Raw genomic sequence first — 15,280 nt, forward strand, 5'->3', positions numbered from 1 at the left:
TATCATTAAAATTACCCCTTATGAAAAATTTATGTTGCCTTGCAATTTGTTGTTTTCTTATTTTTTCTTGCGATAAAAAAACAAAGAAATCAAACAACTCTAAAAATCAAAATGTAAAAGAAAGCAATTTTACAAGACAAGATACTTTAAGAGGCGCTATTACCCCAGAAAGAATTTGGTGGAATTTAACCTACTATCATTTAGATGTAAAAGTAGATCCCGACAGGAAGTTTATTTCTGGAAAAAACACCATTAAATATAAAGTTTTAAAAGAATATCAAACCCTACAAATAGATTTGCAAAACCCTTTAAAAATCTTAAAAGCAACACAAGATGATAAAGAGTTGGAAATTATTAACGAAGGAAATGCCCATTTTATAAAATTACTTAAAAAGCAAGAAATTGGAAAAACAGAAAGTGTGGTTGTTTATTATGAAGGACACCCAAAAGAGGCCGTTAGAGCACCTTGGGATGGAGGTTTTTCTTGGAAAAAAGACGAAAACGGAAATCATTTTGTAGCCACTTCTTGCCAAGGTTTAGGGGCAAGTGTTTGGTGGCCATGCAAAGACCATATGTATGATGAAGTGGAAAGCATGCGAATTAGTGTTACAGTTCCTAAAAATTTAATGGATGTTTCGAACGGAAGATTAGAAAAAGTAGAAGAAAATGGAGATACAAAAACATACCATTGGTTTGTAAACAATCCTATAAACAATTATGGGGTAAATGTAAATATTGGCGATTATGCCCATTTTTCTGAAAAATTTCCTGGTGAAAAAGGAGATTTAGATATGGATTATTACGTATTAAAATACAATCTAGAAAAAGCCAAAGAACATTTTAAAGATGCCCCAAAAATGATGAAAGCCTTCGAACACTGGTTTGGTCCTTATCCTTTTTACGAAGATGGTTTTAAATTGGTAGAAGTACCTTATTTAGGTATGGAACATCAAAGCTCTGTAACCTATGGGAATAAATATAAAAAAGGCTATTTAGGAAAAGATTTATCGAGAACTGGTTGGGGCTTAAAGTTCGATTTTATTATTATTCATGAATCGGGCCATGAGTGGTTTGCAAATAATATTACTTACAAAGATGCTGCAGATATGTGGATCCATGAGAGTTTTACCAATTATTCAGAAAATTTATTTTTAGACTATTATTATGGTAAAAAAGCATCGTCTGAATATGTAATTGGTACAAGAAAAGCCATTACCAATAAAAAAACCATTATTGGAACTTACAATGTAAATAAAGAAGGCTCTGGAGACATGTATTACAAAGGTGGTAATATGCTACATACCTTAAGACAATTGGTAGATAATGATGAAAAATGGAGAATGATTTTAAGAAAAATAAACAAGGTTTTTTACCATCAAACAGTTACCACACAACAAATTGAAGGTTTTTTAAGTAAAGAAACAGGTATGGATTTAACTCCGTTTTTCAATCAATATTTAAGAGATATTAGAATTCCTACGTTAGAATATTCAACAAACAATAACGTTTTAAATTATAGATGGGTAAATGTTGTAGATGGCTTTAAAATGCCTATAAAAGTTACCATAAATAATGAAGAACAATGGATTTATCCATCTGAAAATTGGAAAAAATTGAGTTTAAAATCGACTGAAAATGATTTTAAAGTAGATCCCAATTTTTACATTTATACGAAAAATAAGTAAATTTTAATTTTTTATATGTTGTATATGTTGAATTAAAAACATTTAAAAATGTTAGTTCGAGTAAATTTTACGATTAAAATGGTATTAGCTTTTAAATAGTTCTCGATACAATTTTTCGTTCCATAAAATCACTCGAACTGACAGGATTTAATGAAAAAACACAACAGGTTTTTTTTACACGTTATTTTATAAAATACGCTTTTTTAATATAATCTACCTTTGGATAGTTTTCTCGTAAAAAAGCATTGCCCAATTTATTAATTTTACCTTGTTGTCTTCCTAATTTATCTCCATAACCATCGTAAAACTTTAAAACATTTTCTTGCCCAGCAATTACTTTTGCAACCACAGGAAAACCTGTAACACCAGAATATGCCAATTTATCTAGCCGATGGTTTTCTTTTAAATTGATAAAAATTTGATTCGATCTTGTGTTTACTCCTCCTCTAGCAAATGAAATCGTCATAGAATCATTTTTCATAATTACAGGTTCATCTTCAATACCTTTTTGCCAGCTTTTATTAATTAAAGAATCGTTATGAATACCAAATTGAGCCACAAAATTTGGTACTACTCTATAAATCGCAACATCATTATAATAACCATATTTAATTAACTGATACAAACGATCTACTCCTTTTGGAGACCATTCTCTGGTTGCTTCAATATCAAAATTACCTTGTGTCGTTTCAAATCTTGCCTTAAAAGTTGCTGGTGCTTCTTTTTCTAACCATTTTTCTTTAAATTTTTTAGTCGCACAAGATGCGAAAAGCACGACACTTACCAATAGTATTAATTTATTTTTCATTTTTATTTAGACAATACCATTTATAGTATTTATAGATTAAAATTATTAATTGTACAATACAAATATAAAAAGCTTTTCTATACTTACAATTTCGAAAGAACTTTTAATAAATTGTTAAATTTTAACACCTAACAAGCCCATAATTTAAGAAAACTTTCACTTTAAATATGCATAGTTTTAACGCTTTTCTCAATCGCTTTCAATATTAATGGTTTATTTTTGTATTAAATTTTAAATATATAAAACTATGAAAAAATTATTACTAGGAGCACTTTTATTGGGTTCCATATTTCAAGCAAACGCTCAAGATTTTAACAAATGGTCTATAGATGTAGGTGCTGGTGTTCATACACCTGTATTTCCACTTGCTTCGGGTTACAATCCAGAAATTAAACATCCAGATTTTTGGCAAACTAACTTAGGGGTTAGATACATGTTTAACGAAAAATTTGGGTTGCGCTTAGATTTGGGGTACAATAAATTTACCGAAGGTAAAAACAGTAAACCTTTTGAATCTAACTATTACAGAGCTACTTTAGAAGGTGTTGTAAATGCAGGAAATATCTTAAACTTTAAAAGTTGGACAAACCGTTTTAATCTTTTATTCCATGGTGGAGCAGGTCTTTCTAGGTTATACCCAAAATCGCCTGTAGAAGTTAGTCGAGACCAAGTAATTAATGTAATGGCTGGTATTACTCCACAAGTAAAATTAACGGATAGGGTTTCTTTATTTTTAGATGTATCTGCAATTGGTCATTTTTATCAACAACGTACTTTCGATGGAACAACAACTGTTAAAAGAAGAGGTTTAACTGGTGGTATTTTTAACTATTCTGCTGGTTTAAACATTGCTTTAGGTAGCCACGAAAAACATGCAGATTGGTACTCAGAAGATGTTATGGAAACAAACGAGTTAGAAGAAATTCAAAAACGTTTGCAACAAGCAGAAGATAAAATTGCTGAGTTGAAAAAGAAAAATACTGACTTTGATAAAAATAAATTAATGTCGGAATTAGATCGTAGATATAACAAAGCAACCAATAACAACACTACAAATACAGTTGCAAATACAGACTTTATTAAAGAGTTGTTTAATAATGGTTACGTAAATGTTTATTTCGATGTTGATAAAACAACCATTCAAAAAGGTTCTCATAATGCCATTAACTACTTAAAGTTATACATGAAAGAAAACACATCTGTAAAAGCAGAATTGGTGGGTTATGCAGATGAAACTGGAGCTAACGGATACAACCAAACGTTATCTACAAACAGAGCCAAAAAAGTGTATGATATTTTAGTAGCTTCAGGTATCGATGCGAACAGATTGTCTTATAAAGGTGAAGGTGAAGACACCAGTGTTGCTAAAGATGCTAGACAATTAGCTAGAAGAGTAACACTTTTTATCAAATAGATAATAAAAGTTCGTATTAATTATTATTTAGTAATACTTTAAAGATTGCACCCCATAACAAGTTACATTTTGTTATGGGGTGTTTTTTTGCAAAAAAAATTCAACTCTACACTTGTAGAATTCAATTTTTTATTCTATGTTTGTAGAATAAAAATGAAATTCGTATGCAATTATCTAAAACCGAAGAACAATTAATGCAGTATTTATGGAAACGTAAAAAAGCATTTTTAAAAGATTTATTAGAAGATTTTCCAGAGCCAAAACCAGCCACAACAACAGTAGCAACTTTGCTAAAAAGAATAACTGATAAAGGTTTTATCAACTATAAATTATTTGGAAAATCGAGAGAATATTATCCGATTATTAAAAAGACCGATTATTTTTCGAACCATGTAAATGGCTTAATAAAAAATTTCTTTAATGATTCTGCGAGCCAATTTGCCTCTTTTTTTACAAAGGAAACCAACCTTTCTACAGAAGAGCTAGAAGAATTAAAAAAGGTAATTGACAGTCAAATTAAAAAGCAACAAAAATGATTATTTACCTCTTAAAATCAGCAACTTGTTTAGCACTTTTGCTATTTTTCTATCATTTTATGTTGGAAAAAGAAAAGATGCACAATTTTAATCGTTTTCACTTGTTAGGAAGTGTGTTTTTTTCATTTTTAGCGCCATTAACAACTTTTACAACCTATGTAAAACCAGTGGTTGTAAATACAGTTCCAAAAACCATAGAAGATTCTTTTTTTGTGGAAAATACCACTCCAATACTTATAGAAGAAAGTATCAATTTTTCTCAAATAATTCTTGGAATCTACTTATTTATTTTCGCGATGCTATTATTTAGGTTTGGAAGAAATTTATTTAAAATTATAAGAAAAATAGGTCAAAATGAAAAAGTAAACCACGGAAAAGCAACACTTGTTTTGGTAAATGATAAAATACTACCACACACATTTTGGAATTTTATTTTCATCAACAAAAACGATTTTAATGATGGAAAAATAGAAGCAGAATTATTTACACATGAATTAACACATGTAACTCAAAAACATACTTTTGACGTTTTATTTATAGAACTTTTGCAAGCTATTTTTTGGATAAATCCGTTGTTTATTTTCTTAAAAAAAGCAATCCAATTAAATCATGAATTTTTAGCCGACGAAAAGGTTATCAATCTATATAAAAATCCATTCCAATACCAGCATTTATTATTAAATAAAGCTGCTTGGAACAACGAATATTACTTGGCCAGTAATTTGAATTATTCACTCACAAAAAAAAGATTAGAAATGATGACAACACAAAGTTCTAAAACCATAATCTGGTTAAAAAAACTGGCTGTAATGCCACTTTTAGCAGCATTTATCTTCCTCTTTGCAGAAAGAGTTGAGGCTCAAAAAGTAATAGTAGAAGAAAAGGAAGAACCTATTGAAACTATTTATGAACAAGCAGTTTCTAAAAAGAAAAATAAAATTGAAACTATTTACGAGCAGGCTTACACAAATCAAGATAAAAAAATAGAAACAGGTTTTACAAAAATAAAGAAGCAAAATTATTATTATGTAAAAGTGGACAACAACACAAAATATTACAATAAAGATGGTAAATTAACCAATAGTTCTGGTAAAATACTTTCTAATAGAAGGGCAAAAGCAAGTTCTGTATTACCTGACAATTATATTACTAAAACATTCTATAATGGTACTGTTTTTTGCGAATTTTTTGATGATAAACCAGAATTAAGAATTCAACTAAATAAAGTTTTAAGAGAATTATTAAAAACTTCTGATAAAAAAAATAAGTCTTTAAAAGAGTCTAATGATAAAAGTAAACTAGACAAAAAATATATAGATTCTCCAATACCGAGTAATTCATCTTCTAAGCAATTTATTCCTAAAAAATTACAATTTGAACCAGAAGAAAGCACAAAATTGGAAGACCTAAATACTTTAAAAGACAGTTACTTAAACGATACAATCCCACAAAAACCAATTGCTTCAAAAAAGCAAATGCAAGAGTATAAAACACTTTTGACGGCTGGAAAAAAAAACAATATTTACAAACAAAAAAATATTGTAAAAATGCAAAACATTTATAATTCAATGTCTGCAACGCAAAAAAAATCAGTTGAAAATGTTTTTGAAATTGTTCCTCCACCACCAAAACCAGACTGGGTATATACTTATCAAAGACTTGCTAGTAAAGTAAAACGAACTGATGATAACAGAAAGGCAAACCTAATTTATTTGAAAGAAATTTATAACAATAAAATGTCTAATAAACCTGAATTATGCAATAGATGATTTAAAATTTTGTATAAACGCTTATGATTATTAGCTTTATAGCGAATTTAACACATAACCCAAATGGTTAATCTCCCTATTGAGTATTCAAGTAAGAAAGTCACCCCTTTTGGAGGGATGAGCTTAATGAAGCGTTTTATTGATCAAACAGAAATTAGAGAACAACTAGCACAATTAGATTTACCTCAACCAAGCTCTAATGCAGGTTATAATCCTGCACATATAACTGAAGCTTTTTGGTTGAGTATTTGGACAGGAGCTTCTCGTTATATCCATTGTGATTGGTTACGTTATGATAGCACATTGCAAGATATTTTTGGATGGAATCGTATGCCATCACAAAGTACCTATAGTCGTTTTTTTGGCAAGTTTTCTCAAAAGCGCAATACAGAAGTATTTCCAAAGTTGCAACATTGGTTTTTCAAGCAATTAGATGTTGACAACTTAACTATAGATTTTGATAGCACAGTTATTACAAGATATGGAGAGCAACAAGGTAGCGCAAAAGGTTATAATCCCAATAAAAAAGGCAGGAACTCACATCACCCATTAATGGCCTTTGTAAGCCAAACCAGAATGGTTGCCAATGCTTGGTTAAGACCAGGCAATACAGCAGATAGTAGTAGCTGTAAAGAGTTTATGGAAGAAACCTTCAATGAAGCTTTAAAGGACAAAAGAGTTGGTTTAGTTCGTGCAGATAGTGGTTTTTACACACAAGATTTATTAGATTATCTAGAAGGCAAACAACTCAATTACATTATGGCAGCACGTATGTACCCAAATATAAAAAATGCAGTTTGGGGTTTGGATAATTGGATAGAACTCACAAAAGGAATTGAGCTTAATGAGATGATTTTTAACCATACAGATGGTAAGTCAAGGCGCTATATTGTCATAAAAAAGAAAGTAGAAGATCGTCCAAAAGCAGCTGGAAAATTACTTTTTGATGATCTGCCTGGTTATCGTTTTAGTTGCTATGTAACCAATCTAGATTTACCGCTAGACCAAGTTTGGAATATCTACAACACCAGAGCTGATTGTGAAAACAGAATCAAAGAACTCAAAGAAGACTTTGGATTAGATAACTTTTGTTTAAAGGATTTTTGGGCAACTGAGGCTTCCTTTAGATTCATTATGGTGGCTTATAACCTAATGAGTTTGTTTAGACATTTTGCCTTAAATCATCATAATCGAGCAACTTTAAAAACCCTAAAAGTCTATTGCTTTGCATTAGGAGCTTGGACAGTAAATCATGCTAACAGAAAGGTCTTAAAGATTGCTTTAAACACTAAAAAAAGACCTTGGATGGATGGCTTATTCTCCCAAATTAATGATTTAAGTCCTCCTTTTGTGTATTCCTAATGCATAATGCGGGATAAAGAGCGTGAAAAAGTTACAGCTCCAAATAAGATTTCACCTCCACTTCCACCAGAGAAAAAATAAACTAAATCAATTTATAATGACTGAATAATAAAGTCAACACCCATTATAAATCTAAAAACCTCGAAATTCGAGGTTTTTTATGTAACAAATTCTTTTTTAATACGTTGTAAGTATTCACAATGTCACTTCGAGTAATTTTCGATTTTATGAGAAAATTGTATCGAGAAGTCTTTTATAAGCTCTCGTTATAAATAAATTCATCCCTCAGTAATTCTACTAGAACTGACAGTTTAAAAAACAAATATCTGTGCTTAAAAATTTCTTTCTTACCTGTTCTGGAGTCGATAAAAACCTAATTGAAAACTGTTCTAATGGAGAACAAAACAAATATGTGGGTATTGGAGCCACCGTTTTTTTTACAGCAATTATGGCAACCATTGCTGGAAGTTACGCGCTGTTTACAGTTTTTGATAACATTTATACTTCCATTTTCTTTGGATTAATTTGGGGATTGCTAATTTTTAATTTAGATCGTTTTATTGTTTCCACAATAAAAAAATCAGATGCTAAATGGAAAGAATTTTTACAAGCTTCACCACGTATTTTATTGGCAGTTATTATTGCGATTGTAATTTCTAAACCATTAGAATTAAAGCTGTTTAAGAAAGAAATTAATCAGGTTTTGTTAGCAGAAAAAAACCAAATGACTTTGGATAATAAAACGCAAATAGCAGCACAATTTGCACCAGAAATCGCAAAAATAAATGCAGAAATTGAGGTCTTAAAACAAGAAATAAATACACAAGAAGCAAAAACAAATGCTTTGTACGAAACCTATATTGCAGAAGCTGAAGGTAGAAAAGGAACCAAATTATTGGGCAAAGGACCTGTTTATAAAGAAAAAAGAGAAAAACACGATGCTTCTTTACTTTTATTGAATAATTTAAGAAAAGAAAACGCCGAAAAAATTAAAAATAAAGAAGCAGCTATTGCAACATTAATAGAAAATCAGAAAAACTACGAAAGCAAAACACAGCCTATTATTACAAATTTTGACGGTTTGATGGCAAGAATTAATGCTTTAAACAAATTGCCTTGGTTTACTTCTTTCTTTATTTTCTTGTTGTTTTTAGCAATTGAAACCTCACCCATTTTCGCCAAATTAATTTCTCCAAAAGGCGAGTATGATTTTAAATTAGAAGGCGAAGAAACTGCTGTAAAAACATGGGTAAAACAACAAGTAAACCAAAGAAATGAATTGTTACAAGCAGATATTGCTATTAACAAAAAAGTGTATGAAGATATTGCCACAGAGGAAGAAATATATGCTTATAAACAAAAAATGGCTCGTGATTTAATGAAATTGCAAGCTGATTCTTTTTATAAAAAACAACAAAAAATGTTGTAATGATAGTTATTGACAAACAGGTGCATTAGCGATTGTAGCATTTGTTTGAGCTCTTTTTCTTTTTCAGAAAAAAAGCGAGTTCCTTTCGACTTTGCTCAAGATAAACTCCAAGCGAGACCTGAAAGGAAACGCCCAAATAGTACTATTCTTTATCAGCCATTTTTTTTACATAATCTGTAATAATTACAATTTGAGTTGAGCCTACTCTACCTTCAATATATTTTTCATTTTCGTGGTCTAATGAAATTCTGCGAACTGCAGTTCCTTGTTTGGCAACCATACTAGAGCCTTTTACTTTTAAATCTTTGATTAAAACTACAGAATCTCCTGCTTGTAAAATAGCGCCATTGGCATCTCTGTGAATTATTTTTTCGCTTTCGTCTAAATGATCTCCAGATTCTTTTGCGAAACGTACATCATCATCTTCTAAATACATCATGTCTAACAAATCTTTTGGCCAACCTTCGTTTTTTAAACGAGATAACATTCTCCAAGCAACTACTTTTACAGCTCTAAATTCGCTCCACATAGCATCGTTTAAACAACGCCAATGATTTACATCTGTATTTTCTGGATTTTCAATTTGATCGATACAAGTTTCACAAGCCAACAAACTACCATCAACACCACCTGTAGATGTTGGTTTTACTTCGTAAACAGCTAAATTATTGGTTGCAGCACAGAGTTCGCATTTAGCTCCACTTCTGTTTTCTAAATCTTGTTGTAAGCTCATTTCTTTGGGTAAATAATTTGGTTCAAAGCTACATCAAATTTATGAATATCTTTAATTTTTGAAATCGGTTTAAAAAAATTAATTCCAATTGTTTTTACGGTAGGTTTGCATTCGGCTAAAAAACCATCGTAAAATCCTTTTCCATAGCCAACTCTGTAGTTATTTTCATCAGAAATTAGCATAGGCACAAAAACTAAATCTATTTCTTTGGGGTGTATTTCTTTTGCATTTACAGGCTCTGGAATTCCCCAAGAATTAACTTCTAATTGGGTGTTTTTATCGAGAATAAAATGTTGTAATGTATTGTTATCGAAATCGCATTTACTCACTACGATTGTTTTGTTATTTTTATTTAAAAAATTGATAATGGGTTGTGTGTTAATTTCATCGTATTTTCTGATAGTTAAAAAAAGATGAACAACCTGTATTTCAGAAAAATTCAATTCAAAAATTTGATTGTAAATTTCTTGCTCCATTTCTAATTTTTGATTTGGAGATAATTCTTTTCTTTTTGCTTTATATATTTTTCGAAGTTCTTTTTTAAACATTTTTTATTGAATTTCTAATGAAGTAAATCGAAAACTATTTCCATCAAACAACCCTTTGTCAGACAGTTTTAAAGAAGGAATTACCAACAAAGCCATAAACGACAAACTCATGTAAGGAGCTCGTAATTTACTACCCATTTCTTTAGCCATTTTATCTAATGCTGCATACGTTTTTCCAATTTCTTGAGCAGATTTGTCACTCATAATTCCTGCAACTGGTAATGGAACAATTTTTTCGTCGGATGAATTTACAGCACAAACTCCTCCTCTATTTTCAATAATTAAATTTACAACTTTACAAATGGCTTCGTCAGAAACACCAACTGCAATAATATTGTGCGAATCGTGCCCAACTGAACTTGCAATGGCACCTTCTTTTAATCCGAAGTTTTTGATGAATGCAATTGCTGGTTTTTCATTTTTATAACGATTTACAACCGTTATTTTTAAAACATCCTTTTTTGTATTCGAAACTAAATTGCCATCCAGAATTAAACTTTTTGCTTCGATTTGATTGGTAACTAATTCGCCATCTAAAGCTTCAATAACTCTAATTTTTTCTGCTGATGATTCAAATCTAAAATCTTGTATTTTCTTTTTGTTTATGTTAAAATGATTCAACACTTCAAAATCTACATTTTTAACAAAAGATTTTCCGTTTTTAGCGACCAATTCTCCATTAATATAGGTTTCTAAAACTTTGAATTTTTGTAAATCTTCCACAACAATAAAATCGGCAGTATCTCCGGTTTGTAATAAACCAACGTCTAAATTGTAATGTTTTACAGGATTTACACAAGCTGCTTGTAAAACTTTAAAAACATCAATACCTTTCAAAACTGCTCTTTCACAAAGTTGATTGATGTGACCTAACAACAAATCATCTGGATGTTTGTCATCAGAACAAAACATCATTTTTTCGAAATATTCTGGTAGTAAATCAATTAGAGATTCAAAGTTTTTTGCGGCACTTCCTTCACGAATTAAAACCTTCATTCCTTTTTGCAATTTCTCTAACGCTTCTTCATAAGAAAAACATTCGTGGTCTGTAGAAATTCCTGCAGCAATGTATTTGGTAATATCTTCGCCTCTTAATCCTGGGGCATGTCCATCAATTGGTTTGTTGTTATTTTTTGCATGTTTTATTTTTGCTAAAACCTCTTCATCATCAAATAAAACACCTGGATAATTCATCATTTCAGCGAGATATTTAATATCTGCATTTTCCATCATTTTTTTAATATCATCTGAATTTATAATTGCGCCTGCACTTTCAAAAGAAGTTGCTGGCACACAACTTGGCGCTCCAAAATTGAATTTTAACGGAACTTCCTTTCCATTTTCAATCATAAAATCAACACCTTTTACACCTAAAACGTTGGCAATTTCATGTGGGTCTGAAACCGTGGCAACAGTTCCATGAGTTACCGCAATTTTTGCAAATTCAGAAGGTACTAACATCGAACTTTCTATATGAATATGTGCATCTACAAAACCCGGTAAAATAAAATTTTCTTGATTGTGATTAGATTCTCGAATTTCTAAAATTTTTCCATTTTCAACAACAACTTCTCCTTTAAAAATCCGCTTATTTTGTATCTCTACAATGTTTCCTTTTACAACCATAAAAAATATTTTTCCAAAATTACAAATAATCATTGAGGGTTGGCAAGAAATACTTATTTTTAGGGCAAAATTTAACCCAATGAAACATTTATTTACAGTTCTTATTACTTTTGTTGCTTTTACATCAAACTTAAATTCTCAACAAAAAAATCCTATAAAAGATTACAAATTTTATATAGAAAACGAACAAGTTATTAGCGAAAATAAGCTAGAGGCACATGCTTCTTTTACTTCTTTTGCGGATGAAAAAAGTAGTTTTTCTAACCGTCCAGAATTTTATAAATTATTAAACGGAATTTGGAAATTCAATTGGGTAAAAAATCCTAAAAAAAGACCTACTACTTTTATGAAAAACAGCTTCAATACTAAAAAATGGAGCGATATAAAAGTACCTTCTAACTGGGAAGTAGAAGGTTTTGGCACGCCTATTTACGTAAACCATCAATACGAGTTTGCAGATTACAAAGCGATGATTGCAGATGATATCGAGTTAGTGAATACAAGATACCCTAAAAACCCAGGAGATGTTCCAGATAATTACAATCCTGTTGGTTCTTATATTAAAGAGTTTAATATCGATAGAAACTGGAAAGAAAAAGAAATTTTCTTACATATCGGCGCTATGAAATCTGGCGGTTTTGTATGGCTAAATGGAAAATATATTGGATATTCTCAAGGCAGTAAACTTCCTGCAGAATTTAATATTACAGATGCTGCTAAAACAGGAAAAAATAGGTTGGCTATTCAAATTTTTAGATGGACAGATGGTTCTTATTTAGAATGCCAAGATTTTTGGAGAATTAGCGGAATTGAACGCGATGTTTTTGTGTATGCACAACCAAAAGTTAGAATTGAAGATTTCGAAGTAACTTCAATTTTAGACGGTGCTTATAAAAATGGGGTTTTTAATTTAGAGGTTGATGTTGAAAATCATTTGACCAAATCACAAAATGCAACAATCGAATATCAACTTTTAGATAGCAACAACCAATCTGTAAAAACAGACACCAAAACGGATGAAATTTCGAAAAAATCGAAAGGGAAAATTCGTTTTTCTGCAACAATACCAAATGTAAAACAATGGAATACAGAACACCCTAACTTATATACACTTCTTATAAAAGTTAAAGATTCTAAAGGAAATTTATTAGAGGTTTCAAACACAAAAATTGGATTTCGTTCTATTGAAATTAAACAAGGTTTGCTTTTAATAAACGGACAAAGAGTTACTTTAAAAGGGGTAAATACCCAAGAAACAGATCCAGAAACTGGACATGTAATGTCGGAAGAATTAATTTTAAAAGACATAAAACTTTGGAAAGAAAACAATATAAATGCAGTTCGTTTAAGCCATTATCCAAGAGGAAAACGTTTTTACGAACTGTGTGATATTTATGGAATTTACGTTGTCGATGAAGCCAATATCGAGTCTCATGGAATGTATTATGGAAAATATTCTTTGGCCAAAAAACCAAACTGGGAAAAAGCGCATGTAGATAGAATGGTGCGCATGGTAAAACGAGACAAAAACCACCCATCTGTTGTAATTTGGTCTATGGGAAATGAAGCTGGAAATGGTGTAAATTTCTATAAAGGATATAGCGAAATTAAAGCGAACGACAACACAAAAAGGCCTGTTCAATACGAAAGACCATACAAAGATTACGATTCGACTTTGTTTGATATGGATTCTAATACAGATATAATTGTGCCTCAATACCCTTCTCCAGCAAGATTCGAAGAAATTGGAAAATCGAAAACAGACCGTCCTTTTATACCTAGCGAATATGCACACGCAATGGGAAACAGCACAGGTAATTTTCAAGACTATTGGGATATTATTGAGTTGTATGACAATCTTCAAGGAGGTTTTATTTGGGATTGGGTAGATCAATCGATTTGGAAAACAAACGAAAAAGGAGAGAAATTTTATGCTTATGGTGGCGATTATGGAAAAAATATGCCAACAGACAATACTTTTTTGAATAACGGAATTGTATTTCCAGACAGAACACCGCAACCTGGCTTACATGAAGTTAAAAAAGCACACGAATTTATTAACTTTAAAAACAAAGGAATTACCAGACATAACGAATTAAGAGTTTTACTCGAAAATTTATACGATTTTACCGACTTAAATAATTTTAATTTCTCTGTAAAAATTAAAGCAGATGGAGTTGTTTTAGAAGAAACTTCTTTTACAGATATTTCAGTGGAAACACATACTGGAAAACTAATTCGAATTCCTTTAAAAAACATTTCATTAAAACCTAATACAGAATATTTTGTTGAGATTTCTGCAACCACAAAAAACAAATGGGGCTTGTTACCCAAAGGTTTCGAAGTGGCACACGAGCAAATTTCGTTAGACAGTAAATATGTTTCTAAAGCCACAAAACTAAGTAAAAACAACAAACCAAATGTTTCTGAAAACAGAAATTCAATAGTAATTTCTGGCAATAATTTTAAAATAAATTTCGATAAAAATAAAGGACAAATAACATCTTATACATTCGAAAACAAAGAACTTTTAAACAATAAAAAGGGACCAAAACCAAATTTCTGGAGAGCTGTAACCGACAACGATTTTGGAAACAAAATGGAAAATAGAAATATCGAGTGGAAAAATGCTTCTTTAAACGCAACTGTAAAAAATATCGCAACAAAAACCCTCGAAAACAATGTAGTTTTGGTAACTATTACTTATAATTTACCAGGAGTAAACACCACCTTTACATCTACTTATTCCGTTTTAGAAAATGGTGTTGTTAAAATTGACAATACTTTAAATTCGTCGGAATATAAAGGCGATATTCCAAGAATTGGAATGCGAATGCAGGTTCAAAAAGAATTCGATAATCTTACTTATTTTGGACGCGGACCTTGGGAAAATTATCAAGATCGAAAGGCTTCTGCATTTGTAGATTTGTACAACTCGAAAGTAAGCGAACAATATGTGCCTTACATTCGCCCACAAGAAAATGGTTATAAAACAGACACACGTTGGTTGGCAGTTTCTAACAACTCTAATAACGGATTGTTGGTTGTTTCTGGAAATAAAAACCTCGTAAGTTTTAGTGCCCTTCATATGGAAAATGAAGATTTTGACGCTACAGCTGGTTTAGATTATAACAATTCTAACAGAAGCAAACACACCATAGATATTAAAGAAAAAAACTTGGTACAACTAAACATCGATTTTGGTCAACGAGGAGTAGGTGGTGATGATAGTTGGTACTCTAAACCACAAGAAAAATATCAATTTAAAGCAAATAATACATATTCTTATAGTTTTTATTTAGTTCCTTTTTCGAATAAAAACAAAACCGATTTTGTAGAAATACATAAAACTTTTAAAAACTTAAAATAG

General features: G+C 30.7%; 11 protein-coding genes. 7 read left to right on the forward strand and 4 right to left on the reverse strand.

From position 1 onward, the window contains the following. The first annotated feature begins 20 nt into the window (after positions 1–20). Positions 21–1,685, forward strand: a complete 1,665-nt coding sequence (locus JL193_RS06325; protein WP_207972982.1) for a M1 family metallopeptidase — start codon at positions 21–23, stop codon at positions 1,683–1,685. Positions 1,686–1,866: 181 nt separating this feature from the next. Here the strand turns inward: JL193_RS06325 and JL193_RS06330 are convergent, their stop codons facing one another. After that, the gene (locus tag JL193_RS06330; protein ID WP_207972983.1) at positions 1,867–2,493 is read right to left on the reverse strand and encodes a peptidylprolyl isomerase; all 627 of its coding nucleotides are present in this window, start codon (positions 2,491–2,493) and stop codon (positions 1,867–1,869) included. A gap of 247 nt (positions 2,494–2,740) precedes the next feature. Here JL193_RS06330 and JL193_RS06335 point away from each other — a divergent pair, with 247 nt between their 5' ends. From JL193_RS06335 to JL193_RS06355, 5 genes are all read left to right on the forward strand, one after another. Next, positions 2,741–3,907, forward strand: a complete 1,167-nt coding sequence (locus tag JL193_RS06335; RefSeq protein ID WP_243456857.1) for an OmpA family protein — start codon at positions 2,741–2,743, stop codon at positions 3,905–3,907. Between the two features lie 164 nt (positions 3,908–4,071). Then, positions 4,072–4,443, forward strand: coding sequence for a BlaI/MecI/CopY family transcriptional regulator (locus JL193_RS06340; RefSeq protein WP_207972984.1), 372 nt, complete (start codon positions 4,072–4,074; stop codon positions 4,441–4,443). Continuing rightward, a complete protein-coding gene (locus tag JL193_RS06345) occupies positions 4,440–6,212 on the forward strand; it encodes a M56 family metallopeptidase (RefSeq protein ID WP_207972985.1) in 1,773 nt (590 codons plus the stop codon). The genes JL193_RS06340 and JL193_RS06345 overlap by 4 nt, the downstream gene beginning before the upstream one ends. 63 nt (positions 6,213–6,275) lie before the next feature. Continuing rightward, positions 6,276–7,574 carry an IS1380 family transposase gene (locus JL193_RS06350; RefSeq protein ID WP_207971324.1) on the forward strand — a complete coding sequence of 433 codons (1,299 nt, stop codon included), beginning with the start codon at positions 6,276–6,278 and terminating at the stop codon, positions 7,572–7,574. Positions 7,575–7,902: 328 nt separating this feature from the next. Next, positions 7,903–9,003 (forward strand): DUF4407 domain-containing protein, encoded by a 1,101-nt coding sequence (locus tag JL193_RS06355; RefSeq protein ID WP_207972986.1) that lies wholly within the window; start codon positions 7,903–7,905, stop codon positions 9,001–9,003. A gap of 142 nt (positions 9,004–9,145) precedes the next feature. On the opposite strand, the gene JL193_RS06360 is transcribed toward JL193_RS06355, so the two are convergent. Genes JL193_RS06360 through ade form a run of 3 tightly spaced genes read right to left on the reverse strand, consistent with a single transcriptional unit; the run spans position 9,146 to position 11,910 of the window. Next, positions 9,146–9,736, reverse strand: coding sequence for a PhnA domain-containing protein (locus JL193_RS06360; RefSeq protein ID WP_207972987.1), 591 nt, complete (start codon positions 9,734–9,736; stop codon positions 9,146–9,148). After that, the gene (locus JL193_RS06365; RefSeq protein WP_207972988.1) at positions 9,733–10,284 is read right to left on the reverse strand and encodes a 5-formyltetrahydrofolate cyclo-ligase; all 552 of its coding nucleotides are present in this window, start codon (positions 10,282–10,284) and stop codon (positions 9,733–9,735) included. Before JL193_RS06365 ends, JL193_RS06360 begins: the two co-directional genes overlap by 4 nt. 3 nt (positions 10,285–10,287) lie before the next feature. Further along, positions 10,288–11,910, reverse strand: coding sequence for an adenine deaminase (gene ade, locus JL193_RS06370; RefSeq protein ID WP_207972989.1), 1,623 nt, complete (start codon positions 11,908–11,910; stop codon positions 10,288–10,290). Positions 11,911–11,989: 79 nt separating this feature from the next. Between ade and lacZ the strand changes: the two genes are divergently transcribed. Continuing rightward, positions 11,990–15,280, forward strand: coding sequence for a beta-galactosidase, LacZ type (gene lacZ / locus JL193_RS06375; protein ID WP_207972990.1), 3,291 nt, complete (start codon positions 11,990–11,992; stop codon positions 15,278–15,280).

The sequence above is a fragment of the Polaribacter batillariae genome (genome assembly GCF_017498485.1).
GTDB classification, from domain to species: Bacteria; Bacteroidota; Bacteroidia; order Flavobacteriales; family Flavobacteriaceae; genus Polaribacter; species Polaribacter batillariae.

Excerpts from the sequence above, each read along its gene's own strand:
- JL193_RS06325 (WP_207972982.1), top strand. The coding sequence starts at position 21 with ATGAAAAATTTATGTTGCCTTGCAATTTGTTGTTTTCTTATTTTTTCT.
- JL193_RS06330 (WP_207972983.1), bottom strand. The coding sequence starts at position 2,493 with ATGAAAAATAAATTAATACTATTGGTAAGTGTCGTGCTTTTCGCATCT.
- JL193_RS06335 (WP_243456857.1), top strand. The coding sequence starts at position 2,741 with ATGAAAAAATTATTACTAGGAGCACTTTTATTGGGTTCCATATTTCAA.
- JL193_RS06340 (WP_207972984.1), top strand. The coding sequence starts at position 4,072 with ATGCAATTATCTAAAACCGAAGAACAATTAATGCAGTATTTATGGAAA.
- JL193_RS06345 (WP_207972985.1), top strand. The coding sequence starts at position 4,440 with ATGATTATTTACCTCTTAAAATCAGCAACTTGTTTAGCACTTTTGCTA.
- JL193_RS06350 (WP_207971324.1), top strand. The coding sequence starts at position 6,276 with ATGGTTAATCTCCCTATTGAGTATTCAAGTAAGAAAGTCACCCCTTTT.
- JL193_RS06360 (WP_207972987.1), bottom strand. The coding sequence starts at position 9,736 with ATGAGCTTACAACAAGATTTAGAAAACAGAAGTGGAGCTAAATGCGAA.
- JL193_RS06365 (WP_207972988.1), bottom strand. The coding sequence starts at position 10,284 with ATGTTTAAAAAAGAACTTCGAAAAATATATAAAGCAAAAAGAAAAGAA.
- ade (WP_207972989.1), bottom strand. The coding sequence starts at position 11,910 with ATGGTTGTAAAAGGAAACATTGTAGAGATACAAAATAAGCGGATTTTT.
- lacZ (WP_207972990.1), top strand. The coding sequence starts at position 11,990 with ATGAAACATTTATTTACAGTTCTTATTACTTTTGTTGCTTTTACATCA.